Source organism: Lactiplantibacillus sp. C232 (genome assembly GCF_023806725.1).
Taxonomy (GTDB): Bacteria; Bacillota; Bacilli; order Lactobacillales; family Lactobacillaceae; genus Lactiplantibacillus; species Lactiplantibacillus plantarum.
This window is the reverse complement of record NZ_JAMSKZ010000008.1, coordinates 124,311-147,659: the sequence shown is the minus strand read 5'-3', so window position 1 is coordinate 147,659 and position 23,349 is coordinate 124,311. Positions and strand designations below refer to the sequence as shown.

19 protein-coding genes are annotated in these 23,349 nt (G+C 46.4%); 6 read left to right on the top strand and 13 right to left on the bottom strand.

Annotated elements, in window-relative coordinates; all coding sequences use genetic code 11:
• Nucleotides 1-33: 33 nt before the first annotated feature.
• The 9 genes from MZO41_RS09525 to MZO41_RS09485 form a co-directional block, all read right to left on the bottom strand.
• A complete protein-coding gene (locus tag MZO41_RS09525) occupies nt 34-423 on the bottom strand; it encodes a MarR family winged helix-turn-helix transcriptional regulator (RefSeq protein WP_003643287.1) in 390 nt (129 codons plus the stop codon).
• A gap of 540 nt (nt 424-963) precedes the next feature.
• On the bottom strand, nt 964-1,929 hold the full coding sequence (locus MZO41_RS09520) for an ABC transporter ATP-binding protein (RefSeq protein WP_003643241.1): 966 nt from the start codon (nt 1,927-1,929) through the stop codon (nt 964-966).
• A 6-nt stretch (nt 1,930-1,935) separates the two neighbouring features.
• Nucleotides 1,936-3,015, bottom strand: coding sequence for an ABC transporter ATP-binding protein (locus MZO41_RS09515; RefSeq protein WP_003643240.1), 1,080 nt, complete (start codon nt 3,013-3,015; stop codon nt 1,936-1,938).
• Nucleotides 3,016-3,030: 15 nt separating this feature from the next.
• Complete coding sequence (locus MZO41_RS09510) at nt 3,031-4,065, bottom strand: ABC transporter permease (RefSeq protein WP_003643239.1); 1,035 nt, start codon at nt 4,063-4,065, stop codon at nt 3,031-3,033.
• A gap of 3 nt (nt 4,066-4,068) precedes the next feature.
• On the bottom strand, nt 4,069-4,998 hold the full coding sequence (gene opp3b / locus MZO41_RS09505; protein WP_003644204.1) for an oligopeptide ABC transporter permease: 930 nt from the start codon (nt 4,996-4,998) through the stop codon (nt 4,069-4,071).
• Between the two features lie 157 nt (nt 4,999-5,155).
• Nucleotides 5,156-6,799, bottom strand: coding sequence for a peptide ABC transporter substrate-binding protein (locus MZO41_RS09500; RefSeq protein ID WP_003643237.1), 1,644 nt, complete (start codon nt 6,797-6,799; stop codon nt 5,156-5,158).
• A gap of 546 nt (nt 6,800-7,345) precedes the next feature.
• Nucleotides 7,346-7,726: a DUF1634 domain-containing protein gene (locus MZO41_RS09495; RefSeq protein ID WP_003643236.1), complete on the bottom strand. Its 381-nt coding sequence runs from the start codon at nt 7,724-7,726 to the stop codon at nt 7,346-7,348.
• Nucleotides 7,726-8,571: a sulfite exporter TauE/SafE family protein gene (locus MZO41_RS09490; RefSeq protein WP_003644203.1), complete on the bottom strand. Its 846-nt coding sequence runs from the start codon at nt 8,569-8,571 to the stop codon at nt 7,726-7,728. Before MZO41_RS09490 ends, MZO41_RS09495 begins: the two co-directional genes overlap by 1 nt.
• 228 nt (nt 8,572-8,799) lie before the next feature.
• Entirely contained in the window at nt 8,800-9,681 is an 882-nt protein-coding gene (locus tag MZO41_RS09485) for a LysR family transcriptional regulator (RefSeq protein WP_003643233.1), read from the bottom strand.
• A gap of 140 nt (nt 9,682-9,821) precedes the next feature.
• Between MZO41_RS09485 and MZO41_RS09480 the strand changes: the two genes are divergently transcribed.
• On the top strand, nt 9,822-10,847 hold the full coding sequence (locus MZO41_RS09480) for a MucBP domain-containing protein (protein ID WP_003643232.1): 1,026 nt from the start codon (nt 9,822-9,824) through the stop codon (nt 10,845-10,847).
• Between the two features lie 89 nt (nt 10,848-10,936).
• Here the strand turns inward: MZO41_RS09480 and MZO41_RS09475 are convergent, their stop codons facing one another.
• Together MZO41_RS09475 and MZO41_RS09470 are read right to left on the bottom strand one after the other, a co-directional pair.
• Nucleotides 10,937-12,391, bottom strand: a complete 1,455-nt coding sequence (locus tag MZO41_RS09475; RefSeq protein ID WP_013355423.1) for a hypothetical protein — start codon at nt 12,389-12,391, stop codon at nt 10,937-10,939.
• Nucleotides 12,392-13,272: 881 nt separating this feature from the next.
• The gene (locus MZO41_RS09470; protein WP_003643227.1) at nt 13,273-14,850 is read right to left on the bottom strand and encodes a peptide chain release factor 3; all 1,578 of its coding nucleotides are present in this window, start codon (nt 14,848-14,850) and stop codon (nt 13,273-13,275) included.
• Nucleotides 14,851-15,147: 297 nt separating this feature from the next.
• Here MZO41_RS09470 and MZO41_RS09465 point away from each other — a divergent pair, with 297 nt between their 5' ends.
• From MZO41_RS09465 to MZO41_RS09450, 4 genes are all read left to right on the top strand, one after another.
• A complete protein-coding gene (locus MZO41_RS09465; protein WP_013355421.1) occupies nt 15,148-16,470 on the top strand; it encodes a dihydrolipoyl dehydrogenase family protein in 1,323 nt (440 codons plus the stop codon).
• Between the two features lie 170 nt (nt 16,471-16,640).
• Nucleotides 16,641-17,537, top strand: a complete 897-nt coding sequence (gene gnd / locus MZO41_RS09460; protein ID WP_003644199.1) for a phosphogluconate dehydrogenase (NAD(+)-dependent, decarboxylating) — start codon at nt 16,641-16,643, stop codon at nt 17,535-17,537.
• 15 nt (nt 17,538-17,552) lie between these two features.
• The gene (locus MZO41_RS09455) at nt 17,553-19,067 is read left to right on the top strand and encodes a gluconokinase (RefSeq protein ID WP_022638562.1); all 1,515 of its coding nucleotides are present in this window, start codon (nt 17,553-17,555) and stop codon (nt 19,065-19,067) included.
• A gap of 11 nt (nt 19,068-19,078) precedes the next feature.
• Nucleotides 19,079-20,434 (top strand): gluconate:H+ symporter, encoded by a 1,356-nt coding sequence (locus MZO41_RS09450; RefSeq protein ID WP_003643223.1) that lies wholly within the window; start codon nt 19,079-19,081, stop codon nt 20,432-20,434.
• Between the two features lie 164 nt (nt 20,435-20,598).
• Here MZO41_RS09450 and tagD read toward each other — a convergent pair whose 3' ends face one another.
• Together tagD and MZO41_RS09440 are read right to left on the bottom strand one after the other, a co-directional pair.
• The gene (tagD, locus tag MZO41_RS09445; RefSeq protein ID WP_058906901.1) at nt 20,599-20,997 is read right to left on the bottom strand and encodes a glycerol-3-phosphate cytidylyltransferase; all 399 of its coding nucleotides are present in this window, start codon (nt 20,995-20,997) and stop codon (nt 20,599-20,601) included.
• Nucleotides 20,998-21,049: 52 nt separating this feature from the next.
• Entirely contained in the window at nt 21,050-22,243 is a 1,194-nt protein-coding gene (locus tag MZO41_RS09440) for an AI-2E family transporter (RefSeq protein WP_003643221.1), read from the bottom strand.
• 163 nt (nt 22,244-22,406) lie between these two features.
• Between MZO41_RS09440 and MZO41_RS09435 the strand changes: the two genes are divergently transcribed.
• Complete coding sequence (locus MZO41_RS09435) at nt 22,407-23,333, top strand: L-lactate dehydrogenase (RefSeq protein ID WP_013355418.1); 927 nt, start codon at nt 22,407-22,409, stop codon at nt 23,331-23,333.
• Nucleotides 23,334-23,349: the final 16 nt, after the last annotated feature.

The window sequence follows — 23,349 nt, the reverse complement described above, 5'->3', positions numbered from 1 at the left end:
CTTCACTTAATATCCGTGAACGTGTACATCTGCCTATAATTGCAAAGCTGATAATTGATCCGCTAACTGTGTTGCTGGCGTCGTGTCAAGTGATTTAGTCAATTGTGCATCAACATCTTTCATTCGATCCTGACCAGCCTTCGTAAGCGTTAAGACCCGTAAACGCCGGTCTTGTTTAATTGGTTGACTTTTCAACCATCCTTGGGTTATTAAGGTGCCAATGTTTTGTGCCAACGAGGCTTTCGCCACATTCAACGCATTTGCCACATCACCAATCTGGATACCAGGATGTTGTTCGACATAAACTAAGATCCGTAACTCGTTCAAACTAAGCCCTGTGGCGGACGACCAGTTCGACGTAAGTCGTTTTAAGTCCCGTTCAAGGTGCATGATATTCATAATATAATTAATTGGTTGTTGCATACTAACAGCATCCTTCCTGAAATTTGTACTTTTTTCATTAACCGTTCAAAACAAGCCATTGTCCCTTCGCATGATTTTTAAAAAAATATTGCGAATTGATTCCTGTTAAATCAATATTTTTGATACGATTCATCATTGCCGCTCGATAACCGTATCCTTGACGACCTCAATTAAGTCAACGTTTCACTCGCAATATTTTTTTAAAAATGGTGCGAATCAATTATTAAGACGAATAGTTATATTTGTTAACAAACTTTATTAACAATATTATTATTGCATAATTACAAAATTTACACAAATAACTTTGACTACCGGTCACAGTTTAGCTGGTCAAAAATAGCCGTCTATCCCCGATTTAATCGGCTTTTTGACAATTGATTCCATCAATATTTTTTACATATTAAATTTATATGTCAAGTTAACATGAGTTAATTATAATGGTTATTAATTAATAAACTTATCTAAACAGTTAATTAAATGTTCTACTGAATAATAAAACAGACGTCGAGTATTCGCACTCGCCGTCTGTTTTATTAGCCGTTACTCAGAAAATTCCGTAATTAACCCCGCGTCAACAGCCCGCTTGGTGTATATCGGGATTTCGTCTTCAGTTGCCCGGACAAAGTGCCCTGGTGCAATTTCGACCATTCGCCGCTTCTTACCGTCATGTTCGGTCGTTTCGTCATAAGGAACCTGCTTACGGTTACGTTCAAACTCTGGATCAGGTACCGGCACCGCCGAGATCAAACTCTCGGTGTACTTGTGTAACGGATGATTATACACTTCATCCGCAGGCCCAATTTCCAGAATCTTACCGTAATGCATAACGCCGATCCGGTCACTGATATACTTAACCATTGACAAATCATGCGCAATAAATAAATAAGTCAAGTTCTGCTTAACTTGTAATTCCTTCATCAAGTTAACCACTTGGGCTTGAATCGAAACGTCCAGCGCAGAAATTGGTTCATCAGCAATGATGAATTTAGGCTCTACCGCTAACGCCCGGGCAATCCCGATCCGTTGACGTTGACCACCTGAAAATTCATGTGGATAACGACTAGAGTGGTCCTTGTTAAGACCAACCGTCTCCAATAAGTCTTCAACTTGCTTGGTTCGGTCTGCATCATCCTTGGCTAAACCGTGAATATCAATCCCTTCCGCCACGATATCCTTGACTTTCATTCGTGGATTCAATGAGGCGTATGGGTCCTGGAAAATCATTTGGATCTCCCGGCGAAATTCATGGCGTTCCTTCTTAGTGTGTAATTTGGAAACGTCCTTACCGTCAAAAATGATTTCACCATCAGTTGGTTCATATAAGTGAATGATGGAACGTCCGGTCGTGGTCTTTCCTGAACCAGATTCACCAACTAACCCAAATGTTTCACCTTCATAAATGTCAAAGGAGACGTCATCAACGGCCCGGACTTCATCTTTTTTGCCGACATTAAAATACTGCTTTAAATGGCGAACTTCTAGAATTTTTTTACGTTCATCAGGCATGTCTACTTACTCCTTTGCTACGGGATTTGAAATTGGTGCTTGCGGTTTTTGCATGGCCGCAAACTTTTGCTGACGCCGAACGATTTCAGCAGGTGGCGTTACCTTTGGGGCATCTGGATGAAGCAACCAGGTTGCCGCGTAATGGGTATCAGAAACCTTAAAGAATGGGGGTTCCTTCTCCGTATCAATCTTCATCGCGTAATCGCTCCGCGCTGCAAAGGCGTCACCAACTGGTGGTTCCAACAAATCTGGTGGGGTCCCTGGAATCGCTGATAATGAGCCACTTTCAGTATCCAAAGTTGGCATCGAATTGAGTAACCCCCAGGTATAAGGATGTTGTGGATTGAAGAAGATCTCATCGACTGTCCCGTATTCCACGATTTTACCCGCATACATCACTGCGACCCGATCAGCCATTCCGGCCACGACACCTAAGTCATGGGTGATAAAGATAATCGACGTATCGATTCGATTTTGTAAATCCTTCATCAAGTCCAGAATCTGGGCTTGGATCGTCACGTCCAAAGCAGTCGTTGGTTCATCAGCAATCAGGACTTCAGGGTAGCAGACCAATGCAATCGCAATCACAATCCGTTGCCGCATCCCGCCTGAGAATTGGTATGGATAATCATTGATTCGGCCTTCAGGATTAGTAATCCCAACCAATTTCAACATCTCTAGCGCTTGGGCAATCGCTTCTTTTTTCTTCAAGCCCTTATGTTTCATCAAAGGTTCCGCAATCTGCATCCCAATCCGCATTGTTGGATCCAATGATGTCATTGGATCTTGGAAGATCATGGCAATATCCTTACCACGAATGTGTTGCATGTCTTTTTCGGACTTTTTAATAATATCTTCACCGTGGAACATAATGCTCCCACGTTTAATTTCAGCATTAGGTGCTAACAGGCCCATCAGTGAACGTGTCGTCACTGACTTACCAGAGCCTGATTCACCAACAATTGCCAAGGTTTCACCCTTACGTAAATCAAAGCTAACGTCACGGATGGCTTTAACTTCGCCCGCATAAGTATGGAAATTGATTTCCAAGTTGCGGACCTCAATCACATTTTCTGGTTTTTCCATAGTGCTGCCGTCCTCCTAACGTTTTGACTTTGGATCAAACGCATCGCGCATCCCGTCACCTAACAAGTTAAAGGCGAGCATCAAGATGATCAGCACGATGGCTGGGTACCACATCTGATATGGCAAGAATTGGAAGTTCTTCTGCCCATCAGAGATCAACGTCCCCAATGAAGCTTGTGGTGAACTGATCCCAATCCCGATATAACTCAAGAACGCTTCGAAGAAGATCGCACTTGGAATCGTGAACATCGTTTGAATAATAATGACACTTGAAAGGTTTGGTAACAAGTGTTTCCAAGCAATCTTGACGGGTGATTCACCCAGTGTCCGCGCAGCCAAAATAAAATCTTGGTTCTTCAATTGCAAGGTCTGTGCCCGAGTCAGCCGGGCCATCGTGGTCCAACCAGTGATCGCGATGGCCGCAATGATTGAGGCCATCCCAGTCTTCGTGAAGGCCGTGGCCATCAACACCATGATAACCAATTGTGGGATGGACGAGAGGATTTCAATCACACGTTGCATGAATAAATCGACGCGCCCACCTTTCCAACCGGAGAGTATCCCGAATCCGACCCCAATCGTCAGGTCAATCAAAGTAGCAATCAACGCAATTTCAAGTGAGATCCGGGTCCCATACATAATCCGCGCCAGTAAGTCCCGGCCCAGATAATCAGTCCCGAGAAGATAATGTACGTCAGACTTTGCACCGGCCGCCGCATACGCATCAACGTCCTTACCAGATTGAGTCAAGTGACCATTCAAGCCATGGATACTAACACCCGGAATCTTCGGAGGGAGGTTCGCATACCGTGGCGACTGTGCATTAGGATCAACATGGTAGACTGCCCGTCCACCAAATGCCACTAAGAATAAGAATACTAACACGATAAAGCTGATAAAAGCGGTCTTGTTAGACTTCAATCGCCGCCATACATCTTGGCCGAACGTTAAGGAAGGTGCTGCGATCCGTTCATTATCAGGACCCGCTTGTTTATCTAACGGCTCGAAGTCGCCGGGCTTAATATCGATACTACTTGGATTTTCTGCCATTAACTAGTCCCCATTTCCATTTAAACGAATCCGCGGATCAATAATTCCGTAGACAATATCGGTCAACAATAATAGTAAGCAAAGGAGTGCTGAATAGAAAATCGTCACACCCATGATGGTTGGGTAGTCGTTAACCAGAATTGATTTAACGAATTGTTCCCCAATCCCAGGTACTGAGAAGATATTTTCAACAACCATTGAACCCGTCATCAAGGCGGCGGCCAATGGTCCAATCAGCGTAACCATTGGAATCAAACTGTTCCGCAACGCATGGTGATACACGATACCAAACTTCGACAACCCTTTGGCTTTAGCTAGCTCAATATAATCCGAACTCAGCACGTCCACCATGTCGGTTCGGATAAACCGAGCCGTTTCGGCCAGCGGACTGGCGGCCAAAGCTAACGTTGGTAAGATCGTGTAAGCGAAGCCTTCCCAGCCAGCAACTGGGAACCAACCAGCCTTTAAGCCGAGGTAGTATTGTAACAGGATGGCTAACACGAAACTTGGAACTGCGATCCCTAAGATCGATAAGATGGTTGCTAAACGGTCGGCCCAAGTATCCTTCTTGATGGCCCCAACGGCCCCTAGGATAATCCCAAAGACGATTCCGACGACCATCGCTTGGCCACCTAACTGCATTGATGGTCCCATCCGGCTACCAATCAGGTAACTGACGGCTTGATCAGAGAACTGGAAGGATAGCCCTAAGCTCCCCTTGAAGATCCCGCCAATGTAAATGAAGTATTGCAACCAAACGGGTTTGTCCAACCCATATTGGGCCAAGATCGACGCCTTTTCGCTAGGGGTCAATTTAGCTTCATTTTGCAGCGGTGTTCCGGGCATTAACTTCATTAAGAAGAACGTGGCGGTCGCCACAATGAATAATGTCAGGAACAAGTAAAATATCCGCTTTAAAAGATACTTTCTCATGAGAATTCCTCGCATTCTATTAAAATCAACTTAAAAAATAATGACATCCCTCATTATAAAACAAAATGGTAAGGATTAACAATGTGTCAATCCTTACCCCTTTGCTTCACATTCATTCAGTTAAAGCACACACACTTTTTTCTGTGGATTTACATCATTATTTTACGGACATGTACTTGAAGTTGTAGTTTGAGCCCGCAGTGTTGTAGATGATGCCCTTCAGATTGCTCCGAGTCAACGTTGCTGAGGCTTGTTGATAGATTGGGATGACCCCTTGATCATTCATCAATTGCTTTTCAGCAGCAACCATGTCAGCCCAACGTGCAGTCTTGTTATTGGCATCGGCACCTTCCGCCTTCTTCACAGCATCGTCGTATGCGGCACTGTCATACTTCCCATTGTTGTATGAGTTGTCGGACGTGAAGAGTGACAAGAAGGAAATTGGGTCGGTAAAGTCAGCATTCCAGGCAGAGATAACCGTATCGAAGTTCCCGTTTTGTGACCGTTGAAGACGGGTCTTGAATGGGACGTTCTGGTTAGTAACGGTCAGACCAGGTAATTTCTCCCAAGCACCTTGAATAAATTCAGTAGACTTCTTACCACCATCAGTATCGTCAGAAAGAAGCTTGATGTTCAGCTTAGTTTCACCAATTTCTTTCATCCCTTCTTTCCACAACTTCTTAGCTTTCGTTAAGTTGTAGTCAACTGCAGAAGGAACGGCAGCGTCAGTCGTAAAGTCCTTACCAGTTGTCGGGTTTTTAGCTAAGTCTTCAGAAACGTAACCTTTAGAAACGGTCGAACCGTTACCTAACGTATTATTAACGTAGGACTTCCGGTTAATTGCTAATGACAAGGCCTGACGAATCTTCTTGTTCTGGAAAGCTTTGGCTAAAGTCTTATCGCTATCCTTACGATTAAATTCAACGTAGAAAGTTGAAGCCGTCTTCCGAACTAAGTAGTTCTTATCATTCTTATAATTCTTAACTTGTTCGTTGGAAAGTGTCGTAAAGTCGAGCTTATTGGAATTAAATAAGTTCAAGCCAGTTGAAGGATCCTTAACGACTTGGTACTTGATGCTGTCCATCTTAACAGCTTTCTTATCCCAATAATCGTTATTCTTCTTCAAGGTCCATGACAAGTTTGTCCCAGTCCAACCAGTCATCTTGTAAGGGCCGTTATAAACCATGGCCTTACTGCTCGTCCCATACTTAGAACCGTACTTCTTAACCACTTTTTCATTTTGTGGGAAGAAGTTGACAAAGCCCATCAGCTTGTCAAAGTAAGCAATTGGCTTATCCAAAGTGACCGTCAACTTGTAATCGCCATCAGCCTTGATCCCTAAACTAGAAACGGGCTTCTTGCCATTGACGATAGCGTCAGCGTTCTTAATCCCTGAATATAAGTATGCGTATTGTGACGCAGTCTTTGGATTAACGGTCCGTTGCCAACCATAAACAAAGTCTTTGGCAGTAACTTTATCCCCGTTACTCCATTTTGCGTTCTTCCGTAAAGTGAACGTATATGTCTTCCCACCATTAGTAACTTTAGTGGATTTCGCAATTCCGGGTGTGACCTTCCCGTTCTTACCGAGACGGTATAACCCTTCATTGGTGTTATTCAACGCGTTAGAACTAACCACATCGGTGGACTTAGAAATGTCCATCGTTGGTAATTCGGCTGATTCGGTCCAATTGGCCGTTTGCTTAGAACTTGAAGAACTCTTGCTTGAGCCACAAGCAGCTAAGAATAGTACGGATGCGCCGGCAACGACGGTTACTTTTGCAGCTGTTTTGAAATTCATATAACCCAACCCCTAACTTTAAAATAGTTTGTGTGTGCTTTTCCCTCGAAAAGTTAAAGTAATTGTATATTATAAATAAATTAAAATCAATCCTAAACTCTAATTTTTATCATTATTTCGTCATAATCGTCTTAATTATTTCATTTTGCGATTATTATCCATACTGATAAACATGCCTGAAATTACTGATATATAAGCAATTATATTCTCACATCAGTGTTCAATTATCAAGTGAACACAATCGGCAATTTTTCTTAATAAATAATTCAAATAACGATAAAAATGACGATATTAGGTCTTTTTTACGTTAGTCAAAACAGCTAAAAGTGCACAAATAAAAAAGAATGCTGATTTTTTATCAGCATTCTCTTATTATTAAACAATATTGGCTAGTTAAGTACTCGTACATCGGCATAAAACACACCAGCCCGTGAATTTACACCAACTTAGATTCTTTCCACATTAACCTCGAAACAAGCTGGTAGCCATTTTAGATGTGCGCCCATTTTAATCACGACTCAACCTGATTAATCAGCTCCGTCTAGCCTAGTTACCGAGATACCCAATCACCGAAGCAACAATCAAGATGATGAGAACAATCGTCGTAATCCAAACATATAAGTGGTCTTTTTCCACTGCAAAGGCGTAGATAGAGACCGCAACCCGCAAAGTTGGCGTTAAAATCAATAGAAATAAACCTAACATAATCACGGCATATGGTTTAAGTGCCACAATGCCGGCTAGAATATCAGCGACCGTATGGGGTTCCATACCATTTGCATAACCACCATTGCCCTGAATCAACATCAGAAGCATCCCAATAATAATCACGATTGCAGAAACAATGACGCCAATTCGTAGAATATACCCAATCATCATTTCAACGGCGTGCATCTCTTGCGCTTTAGTTGTTTTTTGCTTATCCATTAGATGGTCACCCCGAATCCTTTAGCAATCATTTGAATTCCCAGATAGAGCATCACGGGCACAAAGATCATGCGAATCAAGCGTGGCTTGAGCCGCGTCATGATTCGTGAGCCGATTAAGGCACCGACGATAATCCCGATAGCTAATGGGGCCGCGATTCCGGGTTTGATTGACCCATTAAAGAAGTAGACCATCGCACTCGCTGCCGCCGTCACCCCCATCATCAGGTTAGAAGTTGCTGATGACGGTTTAAGCGGCATATGCATAATCGTATCCATGGCTAGCACTTTGAACGCGCCACTCCCGATTCCCAACAAGCCACTGGCGAAACCAGCACCGAACATCATGGAAAAACCACCCGGCACGTTTTCAACCTGATAATCAACTTGCTTATTCAATGCTTTATCATAATAAGTACCATTTAAGTTCAACTGTGTCGCCAGCTTGTCATCTTTGACTGACGGTAATTCACCGTTCTTACTCATTAATTTACGAATCATATTATACGTCGTGAAAACTAACAGCGCCCCAAATAGGAAGTACAGGAATGTTGCATTAAGCACCCCCGTCAACACTGCCCCGAGGACGGCCCCGACCGTCGTCGCAATTTCAAGAAACATCGCGACGCGTAAGTTCAACATTTCATCACGTAAATATGCAATGGTAGAGCCCGAACTCGTGGCAATCACGGCGATAATACTGGCCCCAATCGCATACTTAATATCTAATCCCAAACCAAGTGTCAGGATTGGTGTGACGATCATGCCACCACCGATACCTAAAATAGCACCGAAAATTCCGGCAATTACCCCAACGCCGAGCATTAGCCCTAACGAATAAATCATTTCCTTCACCTTCACCCTTTAAATTTCAATTGTTAGTGTACCATTTAAACCGATTGATATCTAATTATTAAATGAAGGTTAGCGTATCCCCAGTACGACAGTCATTAGGCTTATTTTGCGTCTGAAAACACCACTGCAATTTCTAGCTAGTGTAATCGGTAACAACCCGAGTAAATCAGCAATTCACCCTTAACCGCGATTAAATTTTTAGATATCAAACTGATTAAACTAGTCTAGCGACTGCGCTTGCTGGAATTGTGCCATCAAACCGGCAACTAATGGGGTCGCTAAGGCTTCCGGGGTCGTTGCTAGGGCCAGTTGAGTCTGAAAACGATGATCCGCCAATGATCGAATCAGCACGTCACCACCGTCATAGGTTTCAGCCAATGACCGTGGCACCAGGGCCACTCCCAATTGGTGATTAGCCCAGTGCATCGCCGTGCGGGCATCATCACAAGTCATGATGTAAGTCGGTGTAACCGACGCTTCCAGAAAGGCAACGTGGAATAATTCATTAAAACGACGGTACTTGATCAATGGTAACGTAGCGAGGTCACTTAGTTGTAACTGGCGCCGCTTTTCAAACCGTGAATATCGCTTCGGAATGACTGCTGCCATCCGTTCTGCGGGAAAGTAACGACAGACTAGATGTTGCGCGTTGAACGGTGTTCGTAACACCGCCACGTCTAGCAACCGTTTATGCAGATCGTCTAACAACTCATACGTATTGCCTTCCGTAATCGCAAGCTGAACATCGGGATGTTGCCCTAACCACTTTAGTAATGCCGTATTCGGCATGACCCCTGCCGAGGATGAAACTGTCCCCAGATTAATGGTCCCCGTTACGCCGTGTGCCAGGGCCCGGACCTTGTTCTCCGCAGTCGCCGACAACTGCGTGAGCTGTTGGGCATACCCCACCAGTAGCTTGCCAGCTTCAGTAACAGTCACACCCTGAGGCAAGCGATTGAAGAGGGTGACGCCTAGTTCAAGTTCTAATTGCTTAATCTGATAGCTCAGTGGTGGCTGCGCCACGTGCAAGCGTTTGGCGGCCGCTGTCATCTGACCTTCCTCTGCCACGGCCAAAAAATATTGTAATTGTTTTAGATTCATCCGTTAACGCCCCCTGTTATTAAATATTAGTATACACGACTGACAAAGCGGGAATTTTACAATTTATTTAAGACGTGCCAGAACCCTTGTGAATGCGTTATACTAGTGATAATTAATTTATTAATGAAAGGAGTGGTCACGTGTCGTTTCTTGACCGACTTAAAGGAATGCTTCAGGCACTAAACAGCACGGAAGCCGCCACAAGCGCTACTGAGGCACCACGTTCCATTGCCGCACAAACTGCCGCAGCACCTACAGTTAACCAAACAGAAGCATTAGTTCTCGTTCACCACCTAGATCAGGATGGCAATGAACTGCAGGCTGCTGATATGATTGCTGGCACCATTGGCGAAGAGATTCACTTGCCAGCCGTCAGCATCACCGGCTACCACCTCGTCCATATCGAAGGCTTGACTCGCTGGTTTACGACCCCACAGGCTAGCATCACGTTGACTTACGAACGCCAAGCTGGCCAACCAGTCTGGATGTACGCCTATGACATTGACCGCCGCGAACTAATTGGCCGGCCGACCATGTACCGGGGGAAATTAGGAACCCCTTACGAAGTCAGTGCGCCGACCGTCGCCGGTTTTAAGCTCCTCCGTTCCGTAGGCGACGTGACTGGGGAATACACGACCACTTCCAAGACGGTCCTTTTTTTCTACCGCAATCAAAATTGGCAGCAAACTGACCTCAGTACTGGTTTTGTCCAAGTCAACAAGTTGACCGCCGTTTATCCGTATCCTGGGGCAACTACGACCAACTATTTAACTAAGCTCCAGCCCGGTAGCACTTATAAAACGTACATGCGCGTTCGCTTAGTCACTCACGAGACCTGGTATGCGATTGGCGATGATCAGTGGATTCCGGAGACGCACCTCCAATTAACTACCGGTGACACACTGTTACTCAAGTTGCCAGCCGGCTACCGCGTCCAAAATAAACGGCCTGTTCGCCAAACCGGCGTCGTCAGTTTTGTCCCTGGCAAACAGGTCCACACATACATCGAACCATATGGCCGCTATTTAACTACCGTCACTCATGGTGACACGGTCAATTTGATTGAGCGAATGGCCGACGACAACGGGGTCGTCTGGTATCGCCTGCAAGATCAAGGTTACTTGCCGGGCCGTTATTTAACGAAATTAGATCCACCGTTTGCTTAAACAAGACTTTTGTTCGATTAACGCGAACCATGCTAAAATGCGCCACTCGCTAGCTTCAATCTAATCTAGCGAGTGGCGCATTTTAATATCTACTTATCAACAATTATGCGCATCAACTCGATGCCCCGATTCGTCAGCAAGAAACCTTCCTGGCTGTGGTGCATGAAGACTAACCCTTCAAACTCACGATCACCAGCAAAGTTCGCCTCACCGACCTGACTAGTCGTCAAGTGTCCCAGTTTAGCCGCTGGAAGTGACGTAATACTCTCATCGGAGACCAGGTAGAGCCGACCAGTAACCTCGTTATATCCAATCGATTGAGCGAAGAACCCCGGATTATTAGCTAACCCCTGCGCGAGTTGTTCAAAATGTACACCAGTCGTCGAACTGATTGTGCCACGATAAAGCGTGACATTGCCATTTCTGAGCTGACTCGCATGCGTCCAATAATAGGCCTGCCCAGCGCGATCAAAAGTCAGTTCATCACCTAGACGCCCGCTACCAGTAGTAAAGGCAATTTTAAGATCCGGCGTCAGGGATTGCGGATTTAGTCGCGCAACACTTGCAAGCTGATCACGTGCCGTCGATGAAATAAACCACAGCTCGTTCGTCTTAGGATTTAAAGCTAGTGACTGAACGTGTCCCGCCGTAAACTCCGGCCCCACTTCAATGGCGGCCAGCACCCGACGGTCAAAAGCCGTCATCTTCCCGTCGAATTGGTGAGCTGCTGCTACTCGGACCATCGCCATCTTCCCTGATTGCCCAGCCCCTAAAGCCATCAGGCGTTGCCAATCATAGCGAACGACCCAGCCAGTCTGGTCGGCGCCACCCAACTGTTGATCATTGACGTACATGACGTACAAGTACCGATTGTCAGCTGAAAACGTCGCACTCTGTGGGTCATTCAACAAGCGGCTCCCTAACTGTTGCGGTAAATACAGTGCTGTTTTGAAATGATAATGGTCGCGATAGCCACTACTCTGGCGCAACGTGTCTGGCTGATTTTGTAGCCCCTGAGTCGCTAGATACGCGGCGGTAGGACGAAACAAAATATGCTCAGTGGTGTACCGTCCCGCCCCTTTTAAGGGCAAATAACTCAGCTTATTGGCCGCGCGCGTCACCCCGTGTTCCTGTTGATCCGTTGTCACCACGCGCATCGGTTGCCGCGTGGGTGTCTTAACATCAGTGACCCTGGTTCCGACAACTCGTACGGTGTCCGCCAACGCCCAGCTCAGTCGCCCAGCAGTCCCGTGACGCACCTGCCAATAAGTCACTAACCGCTTGTTTTGTGTCACCATCACCTGACCAACCCGTTGCCAGTGACTAGTCGTCCGGGCCGTCCCACGTGGCGTTAATTGCATCGTTGCACGATTTAATTGATATAAGCGCGTTTGTTTCGATTCAAGTTCACAATTCCGGGGCGCTAAGCTTTGCACCGCTGGCCACCGTACCAAGTTCGTCGCCGCATGCACCGTCACCGGCCCCCACAACCCCATTCCTAACATCAATCCTAACAGCCAGCGTCCCCTTATTTTCAATCTCATCGCCCCCTACAATCTAAATTGCAGATTGATTGTATCGTAATTCTCTCACCTTAGCAGTACTGCAACGTTGGTTTACATGGTGAATTTACATGGACCAATCAGCATGTCAGAAAAACCGCTCATCTCACTTCTATCTGGTGCCACTCACAAAAAATGATGACACCGCCAAATCAACTTGGCAGTCCCATCATTTTATGAATTATTCACATATTTGTTTGTGCTTTTACTTCTATCCGTTAAATCAAGAGCAGCCAGCTTAGGCCCGCTGGAAACAGTTCGGGTTAGCGTAAACCTGCTTAGTTCGTTCGTCCTACACCGACCTCCAGGCATTTCTGCCAATTGCCGGAACGTAGTGGGCATTGGCAGAAACGCCTTCCAGTCGGGATGGTATTCGAATGGCGGACGGAGATGTACCCAACTTTTGATGAATTGGTCGTTGCTTTTCATAATCGGTAATTTTGTCAATCAACTGTTAGGTCGAAGAAGATATTGTGATAGCTCACTATTTCGGAATCACCATAGTAATAATCGAACGCCTCGACAAAGTGGTTTGGGGAACCCTAACGTCTCGTTTAAAGTTCAAGTATCAAAATAGCCAACGACAAATTGTACCAAGTTAAGTGGTCGTTCATCAGCCATTCGAGCGGCTTACCGACCGGAGGGGCTGGGTGACAATGCTCAGTAGCCAAATTATTCTTAGCTGGAAGTGATTTTCTTCCGGCTTAGAATAAGACTCGTATTTGAGATAACGCGGGTTGTGCGTTAGCTCAAATCGACGTCGGCTGCGTTCCAGCAATTGTCACCCAGCCCCGGAGGTCGGAATAGGACGCGCACCGGCTGACAAACAGGAATCTAACTAAGTGTAAACAAAAATATAAATCCTAGAGTTTCGAGGTCAGCTTGACATCCGGATACTTATCCGCAAACCAGCGTTCGGCAAAGGCATTTTCGAATAAGAAGAGCGGTGCCCCGTAACGGTCCTTGACCAATAGATTCCGCGAACTAGACATCTTTTCATCCAATTGTTCGGGATCGATCCAACGGGCAGTCTTGCTACCCATTGGTTCCATGACAACTTCCGAATTATATTCATTTTGCATCCGGAATTTGAAGACTTCAAATTGAAGTTGACCGACTGCACCGAGAATATAGTCACCCGTTGAATATGAAGTGTACAACTGAACGGCACCTTCTTGAACCAGTTGTTCAATACCTTTATGGAAAGACTTCTGTTTCATGACGTTCTTGGCTGTAACGCGCATGAAGAGCTCCGGCGTAAATTGCGGTAACTTTTCGAATTGAACCGCATTTTTGCCAGCATAAATCGTATCTCCAATTTGGAAGTTACCTGTGTCGTAGAGGCCGACGATATCGCCAGCAACGGCAGTTTCCACCGTTTCACGGGTATCGGCCATGAATTGCGTAGAGTTGTTTAAGCGCATCTTCTTACCAGTCCGCTGCAAGACCACGTCCATCCCCCGGTCAAATTCACCAGAACAAATGCGGACAAAGGCGATCCGATCACGATGGTTCGGGTTCATGTTGGCTTGGATCTTGAACACAAAACCGGCAAATTCATCGTCGGTTGGCTGAACGACTTGGTCATCACGAGTCTTATGAGCAGCGGGTTTGGGCGCATACTGCAGATACGTCTTCAAGAACGTTTCGACCCCGAAATTGGTGAGGGCGGACCCAAAAAATACTGGCGTCATGTCTCCCGCCATTACTTTAGCTTCGTCAAAATCATTACCAGCTTCGTTGATCAATTCGACTTCATCCAACGTGTCACGATAAATACTGTCCTTGGTCAATTCATTACTAGGATCAAGCTCACCGTTCTCGTCTAGTGGTAAGAACGTTTCGCCATGAGCTTCATTATGATAAAGTTCCACACGGTGATTGTAACGATCGTATAAGCCCTTTAAGCCCTTACCCATACCCATTGGCCAGTTCATTGGATAAGTTTCGATTCCGAGGACTTCTTCGACTTCGTTCAACAAGTCCAATGGTTCGCGACCATCACGGTCCAACTTGTTCATGAACGTAAAGATCGGAATGCCCCGCATCTTACAAATTTGGAATAACTTCTTCGTTTGTGGTTCGATCCCCTTAGCCGAGTCAATGACCATGACAGCGGAATCGACCGCCATCAAAGTCCGATAAGTGTCTTCCGAGAAATCCTCATGTCCGGGCGTGTCCAAGATGTTGATCCGTTTGCCATCGTAATCGAATTGCATCACGGAACTCGTTACTGAGATTCCCCGCTTCTTTTCAATTTCCATCCAGTCAGACTTGGCAAAGTTCCCACTTTTACGGGCTTTAACCGTTCCGGCCTGACGAACAACGCCACCAAACAATAACATTTGTTCCGTAATGGTGGTTTTCCCGGCATCCGGGTGAGAAATAATCGCAAAGGTACGCCGGGTATTGACCGCGGCGGTTAATTCTGTCTTATTCATTAAAAATTCCTTTCATCATAACCTGTATATTCAACGTGCACGGTGGTACCGTCCCACCGTAAAAAAACATAGCCTTACATATTTTACTGATATTTGACCAAAAAATCCAGTACCACCGACTATCTTGCACCGATTCGGTGGGAATTCACTTAACAAAGTCATGACAGACCAGTTGCAATCGATTTCAGGGCCATACTTTTAAATTAAGGCCGCGTTTTATTTGGCATGTTAAATTAAGTTGTGTACAATGTATTTGTTTTTAAATAACTGTGATTTGGGAACGAGGAGGATTTTAATATGTCAGAAAAATTTGACGTTGTATATCTAGGTAGCGGTCACGGAACGTTTGACGGGGGCATTCCGTTAGCGGCTCGTGGCAAAAAAGTAGCCGTCATTGAAGCTGATTTGATTGGTGGTACCTGTCCTAATCGGGGTTGCAACGCTAAAATCACCTTAGACCAGCCGGTAGCATTAAAAAATCAAGTTGCTAACTTCCAAGGATACGGTCTGCGTGGTGAACCGACGATTGATTGGCAAGCCAACTTCGACCACGAACGCGACGTCATCGCCGGCTTACCAGATATGATTGCTGGCTTAATGACTAGTGCCGGCGTGACCCTCATCAATGGCCGCGGAACGTTCGTCGACGACCATACGATTCAGGTGGCGGACAAGACGTACACCGCCGATAAAATTGTCATCGCAACAGGTCAGCATCCACATCGTTTGGACATTCCCGGAACCGAACTCGCCCATGACAGTAACGACTTTTTGAATCTAACCACTTTGCCACACCACATCACCGTGATTGGTGCCGGCTACATCGGACTCGAATTCGCCAACATGGCACTAACAGCCGGCAGTCAGGTCACCCTACTCATGCGTGGTGATCAAGCGCTTCGTCAATTCCACCAACCATTCGTTGAACGATTATTGGCCATTCTCGTGGAACAAGGTTTAGTCCTAAAACGTGAATGGGTGCCAACTGCGATCAAGTCGACTGGTGACCACTTCGAAGTCCTCAGTGCGGATGACAAGGTTACAACGGACTGGATCTTAGATGCGACGGGCCGCCAGCCAAACACCGCAAACTTAGGACTTGAAAAAATCGGTGTGGACTACACAGCAGCGGGAATCACCGTCGATGACCACTTGCAAACGAGTGTCGCTGGCATCTACGCATCCGGTGACGTTCTCGCCAAGGATCAACCAAAATTAACACCCACTGCTATCTTTGAGTCGCAATACCTGACCCACCTATTCATGGGTGACACCAATGCCCCCATCAAGTATCCGGCCATTCCATCGGTCGTCTTCACGTCCCCACGATTGGCCCAAGTTGGTACACTTCCAACCAGTGACACTCATGATATCAAAGTTACCGTCAATGATTTAAAGGATGACTGGTTCCGGCAGACAACGCGCGATGTCACCGGCCATAACTTACTCGTGACGGATGACCAGCACCGGTTGATTGGTGCAGCTGAACTCGGTGAACAGGCCGAAAATACCATTAACACGTTGCTACCAGCGATCCAATATCAATTGACACCGGCGCAACGTGAACAACTCGTGACCCTCTTCCCAAGTATCGGCGCAGCCGTTTGGTCAGCAATTTAACAAATTTTTTCTTGGCAATCAGGCCTGTAAAACCGGGCTTGGTTGCCATTATTTTCAGTCTAATGAAAATAATTTACAAATATATGGTTGATTTATGTAAATAGTTTTATTACAATGTAAGCGAATACAAAAAGCACTTAATATTTTTCATATAAAAGAGGGGTTTCATCATGAAATTAGGATTGATTGGCTTAGGTAAAATGGGAATGAACTTAGCGTTGAACATGCAGGATAACGGGCACACGCCAGTGGGAATGGATCTTAACCCCACTAATCTTAGTACCGCCAGTGCTCACGGGTTGGCGACGGCCACGGATCTCACCAATTTGCTTGACCAGTTGCCAACACCACGGATCGTGTGGATCATGGTACCCGCTGGTAAGGCAACCAACAGCGTTATCGAACAGTTAGCCCAGACTTTAAGTGCAGGTGACATCGTCCTCGATGGCGGTAATTCGCACTATCAAGATAGTATCCGCCACGGCGAATTACTGGCAAGTCACCACATCAACTTCTTAGACGTCGGGACGTCGGGCGGTCAAGCTGGTGCACGCCACGACGGCAATTTTATGATTGGTGGCGACCTCGCCACTTTCCAAGTCGTCGAACCACTATTTAAAGCGATTGCCGCTCCCGATGGGTATTTGTACACCGGCCCTGTTGGCAGTGGTCATTACCTGAAGATGGTCCACAACGGAATTGAGTATGGTATGATGGCAGCAATAGGTGAAGGCTTTGACGTTTTACAGCATAGTCAGTTCACTTACGACAACGCGGCCGTCGCCAAAATGTGGAATAATGGCTCAGTCATTCGCAGCTGGTTAATGGGCTTAGCTCAAGATGCATTCAGCAAGGATGGTAATCTAGATGACATCAAGGGTGTTATGCATTCATCCGGTGAAGGTCGCTGGACCTTAGACACGGCCCTAGACCAACAAGTCGCCACCCCGGTCATTGCGATGGCCTTGATGATGCGCTACCGTTCAGAAACCGATGACACATTCACTGGTAAAGTTGTTGCCGCCCTACGTAACGAGTTTGGTGGCCACGCTGTCGATCACGAATAGGAGGAACGAAGCACCATGACTTACCTTATTGGAACTGATTTAGGAACGACAAGTACCAAATCCGTCTTGTACGACCACCAGGGTCACGTAATTGCGAGTGCCAACGTTGGCTACCCACTCTATCATGATACCGTGACCACGGCCGAAGAGGACCCGCAAGAAATCTGGCAGGCAGTCCAAGCGACCATCCATCAAGTAAGTGCTGGCATTGATCCCGAAGACATCGAAGGAATCGCCTTTTCATCCGCAATGCACAGTTTGATCCTACTTGACAGTCAGAAACAGCCGCTGACCCGGGTCATCACTTGGGCAGATAACCGGGCCGCACAAGACGCCGCTGAATTGAAAAGTCAACCCCTGGGCGATCGCCTATATCACCTTACGGGAACGCCGATTCACCCGATGAGTCCCCTGGTTAAGCTTCGCTGGCTTGCCCATCATTCACCGGAATTACTAGCACAAACCTGTCACGTGGTCGGAATTAAAGAATACTTGATTTACAAAATGACGGGCCAACTTCAAATGGATTATTCAATGGCCAACGCCACTGGCCTATTCAATCTTTATAACTTCGATTGGGAACCTGTCGCGCTCGACTATGCACACATCACCCGCACGCAGCTACCACCATTGGTCGATACCGACGCCGTGATCGATGGACTGACACCAGTCGCAGCATCAACCCTGGGACTCGCACCCACAACGAAAATTATCATGGGTGCAAGTGACGGTGCCCTTTCAAACTTGGGGGTGGGGGCTGATGAACCAGGAGTTGCGGCCATTACGATTGGCACTTCCGGTGCTGTACGGGTGATGACGAAACAACCATACTTGGATCCTGAAGGTCGACTATTTTGTTACTACGTCGCGCCGCACCACTGGATTGTTGGTGGGCCGATCAATAACGGTGGTCAAGTCTTCCGGTGGGTCCGCGATGAGCTCTTCACTACTGAAAGCCAAACCGCCCGTGCGAATCAACAAGATCCATACGACCAATTGACAGCGCTTGCCGCAACCGTTCCCGTCGGTGCCCACGGACTCTTATTTCACCCCTACTTAAGTGGTGAACGCGCGCCTCTCTGGAATGCGGATGCCCGCGGCTCACTGCTGGGCGTCACCACGACCACGACCAAAGCCGATATTGCGCGTGCGGTCTTAGAGGGTATCGTGATGAACCTGAATACCGTCCTACAATTGACGGCAGCCGCCGAACCAGTTCACGCGATTCGGGCCACTGGTGGCTTTGCCCGTTCAAGTTTATGGCGGCAAATTTTGACTGACGTATTGGGACAACCCATTACGATTCCAGCAAGCTTCGAAAGTTCCTGTCTAGCAGCGGCCGTGATTGGACTCAAGGCACTGGGGCATATTGATGATTTAACCGCGATTCACGCCATGATTGGTGCAACCGAGACTTATCAACCCAACGCCGCCAACCACCAGTTATATCATCAACACCAAGTCGTTTTTGACCACGTAACGGCGCAATTGGCACCGTTATATCACGAAATTGCTACTCTAAATCGTTAGGAGTGTCCACTATGCCATTTGTTGTTCTTACACTCGGCATCCTACTACTATTACTATTAATTATTAAATTCAAGCTGAATACTTATATTGCACTGATTGTTACGGCCGTCGTCGTCGGAATCGGACTAGGGATGCCATTAACTAAGATTGCTACTAGTATTCAGAACGGGATTGGCAGTCAACTGGGTGAGTTAGCACTAGTCTTCGGCTTCGGTGCCATGCTCGGCCGCTTAGTAGCCGATGCTGGTGGTGCTTACACGATTTCCACGACACTATTGGATATTTTCGGGCGCAAACGGCTACAAATTGCCATCGTAGTCGCCTCATTTATCATCGGGATTGCCCTCTTCTTCGAAGTTGGGATCGTCTTGTTGATTCCAATCGTCTTTGCCATTGCGATCGAAGCACAAGTTCCCGTTCTCTATCTGGGGATTCCCATGGGCGCCGCATTATCTGTCACTCACGGATTCTTACCACCGCACCCGGCACCAACTGCAATTGCGACGACGCTAAATGCGAACGTGGGTCATGTGCTACTATTCGGGATCATTATTGCGATTCCAACTGTTTATATCGCAGGACCGCTCTTTTCACGCTGGGCGCAAAAGATGGTTCCTGACGCATTCACCGGTAAACCACACCTGCCACTTAGCAGTAACAAACGTCAATTCAAAGTATCTGAAGCACCCGGGTTTGGACTCAGTGTCTTAACGGCGCTCTTCCCCGTGATTCTGATGACAATCACCACCGTCTACGAATTAGTCGTTGATCACGGTGTGACACCTAAAAACCCGTCGACCCTTGACCAAATCATTCGTTTGATTGGGGCACCCGGAATTGCCATGTTAATTTCACTATTATTCGCCCTCTGGTCAATGGGGATTCACCAACACAAGACCAATAAGGCCATCACGGCCACCATCGAAGATGCCACTAAGTCAATTGCCATGTTATTACTAATCATCGGTGGGGGTGGCGCCTTCAAACAGATCTTAATTGATGGGGGTGTTGGTAAGGCCGTGGCCCAGTTGTTCAGTGGCAGCAGCATCTCACCACTGATTCTTGGCTGGCTAGTCGCTGTCATCTTACGGGTCTCACTCGGCTCCGCTACCGTAGCGGCCCTCACGGCAGCCGGCCTAGTTGCGCCGTTAATGACGCAAGCTGGTATCGACCCCGCCCTGATGGTAATTGCCATCGGCTCTGGGAGTGTCGCCGCTTCTCACGTGAACGACGCTGGTTTCTGGATGTTCCGGGAATACTTCGACCTGACCGTCAAGCAAACGCTGCTTACATGGACGATGTTAGAAACGATCATCGCTGTCTGCGGTCTCGGAGGCGTGTTGGCGCTCAACGCCATCTTCCATTAAGCCCTTTGAACTGGCTGAATGCTAACTATAATCCGCATCGAACCAGTCCATGGTCATTTAGGCGTGACTTACTAATAACTGTTAATTAAAACACCGCTGTTACGCAGCTTGAAGTTGCGGGTAACGGCGGTGTTTTGTGACTGATAAATCATCTAGCTTAGTGGTTAATCCTTGGATTGCATCCCTAAATCGTGCTTGATACGCGTCGATGAGATGCCTTCAGTACGGGGCAAATAGACCACCTCGCAGTAGTCTTTTAGAAAATCAAACTTGCCGCGCCGATCGTCACCCATCACGAAAATATCAATATCGTTATCAACGACATCCCGGATTTTTTGATCCCAGCTTTTCTCAGGTAACACTTCATCGACATAGCGAATGGCTTGCAAAATATACTTACGATCCTCATACGAGGTGTACGCATGCTTACCCTTCTCAGCATTGAATTCGTCGGTCGAGACGCAAACGGTCAAATGATCGCCCAAGGCCCGTGCACGCTTAAGCAACCGAATATGGCCTTTATGCAACAAATCGAATGTCCCATACGTAATTACTTTCTTCAAAAAATCACTCCTTATGCCACATTCAAGCTTAATTCACCAATTATAGCACAGACTACTTTTTTGATTTAGTGGTCGTCGTCAAGTCTGCTTTAGTCGCCTTAGCAGGTTGCGGCTGATAGACCGTCGTTTGCTTGCGCAAGTGCTCCTCATTTCGTAACTCGACAATATTATAGAGGTAAATAACCACGGTCCGGACCACAGCATAGAACGGAATCGCTAAAATCATGCCAAGAATTCCGGCAATATTTCCCGCTGCTAGTAATAAAATAATGATCGTTAACGGGTGGATTTTGAGTGTCCGACCAATAATGTTGGGATAGATTAAGTTTCCATCAACCTGTTGAACAATCACGACTACGATAATCACGTACACTACCTGCATCGGTGACTTGGTGAAGGCCACGATGAGTGATGGCGCGATCCCAATGTAAGGTCCTACGTACGGAATAATGTTCGTCAATCCAGCAATCACGCCAAGCAATAACCCGTATGGTTGCGAGATCAACATGTAGCCAATCGCCGTAAACGTCCCCACGAAGAGACACTCAATAACCTGACCACTGATATAACTAGAAATCGTGTCGCCCATCTTTTGTAGTAAACCAATGACTTCAGGCCGCTGTTTCTTCGGTAAGAACCGACTGATAGCTGGAATGAATTTCTCACTATCCTTCAACATATAGAACAATACGACTGGAATCGTAATTGCCATGATCGTCACACTCGTAATCGTGGAAATCACCGTAACAACACTACTTGATAATGATGACAAAAAGTTCTGAGAATACTTACTGATTTCACCATTGAATTGCTTGGTGTACGAGCTAATGTCAATTCTTTTCAGTACCGAACTATTATTGATCAGCTTAGTAGCGGCTTTTTGCATCTCAGTGGCAATACTTGGTAGGTTATAAATCAGTTGTGTCACCTGACTGACTAACCGTGGCAATAGGGAAACCGCTCCCCACACCAGTAACCCGAATAATAGCACAAATACGATAGCCACAGCTCCGGTTCGAGAAATCCGAAACTTCTTGTAATGAACCTTAGTCAACAACTTGACCAAGGGATTCAACATATAAAATAAAAATCCTGAAATCAAAATTGGCATGAACACGACACTTAAAAACGTGCCGATTGGCTGAAACAAAAAACCAATGTTCGTGCAGACCCAGATCAAGGTCGCCACAATCAAAATTTCAAGTGACCAAAATAACAAGGCCGAATCTTTTAGGCGCTTAAACACTCGCGCTCCTCCCTTTCTTGGTGCAACTATTAATGCGTTAATTATACCCTATTTCACTTAGTCCGAATACGATTTCGATATTTCTCACAAAATCTATTTAAAATCAATGAGAATAATGGTAATTTAATTAATGAACGATAAACTTTCAAAGGAGCGCTACATTATGTCACGTAAAATTGCCATTATCGGAATGGGACACGTCGGTTCAACCGCCGCTCACTACATCGTCGCCAATGGCTTTGCCGATGACCTTGTCCTCATCGATACGAACACCAGCAAAGTTGAAGCAGACGCGCTTGATTTTCAGGATGCAATGCCTAATTTACCTTATCACACGAATATCATTATCAATGACTATAGCAGTCTCATTGATGCCGATGTCATTATCTCAGCTATCGGGAATATTAAGTTACAAGATTCACCAACTAATGACCGCTTCCTAGAATTACCCTTTACCAGCACACAAGTCAAAGACGTCGCTGCTAAAATCAAAGCCAGTGGTTTCAACGGAATTCTAGTCGTCATTACTAATCCCGTGGACGTCATCACGTCGATCTACCAAGCGGTTACCGGGTTGCCAAAGAATCATGTGATTGGGACAGGAACACTACTGGACTCCGCACGAATGAAACGAGCGGTCGCCAGTGCACTACACCTGGATTCACGGTCCGTGGCCGGCTACAACCTGGGTGAACACGGCAATTCCCAATTTACAGCTTGGTCAACGGTACGCGTGTTAGGTCAACCAATTACCAAATTAGCCGCTGACCGCGGTTTAAATTTGACCAAACTAGACGCCGAATCACGCGACGGTGGCTTCCGGGTCTTCCATGGCAAAAAATATACAAGTTATGGCGTGGCAACGGCCGCGGTGCGCTTAGCCAACACGGTCTTGAATGACGCCCTCACCGAACTCCCCGTTTCAAATTTCCGGGAAGAATACGGCGTATACCTTTCATATCCAGCCGTCGTTGGTCGTGACGGGATCGTCGAACAAGTTCAATTGGATCTCACGGACGAAGAATTGAAAAAATTACAAGTTTCAGCTGATTATATCAAGACCAAGTACGCTGAAAGTCAGACCGACTAATCAGCACTCAAACGTC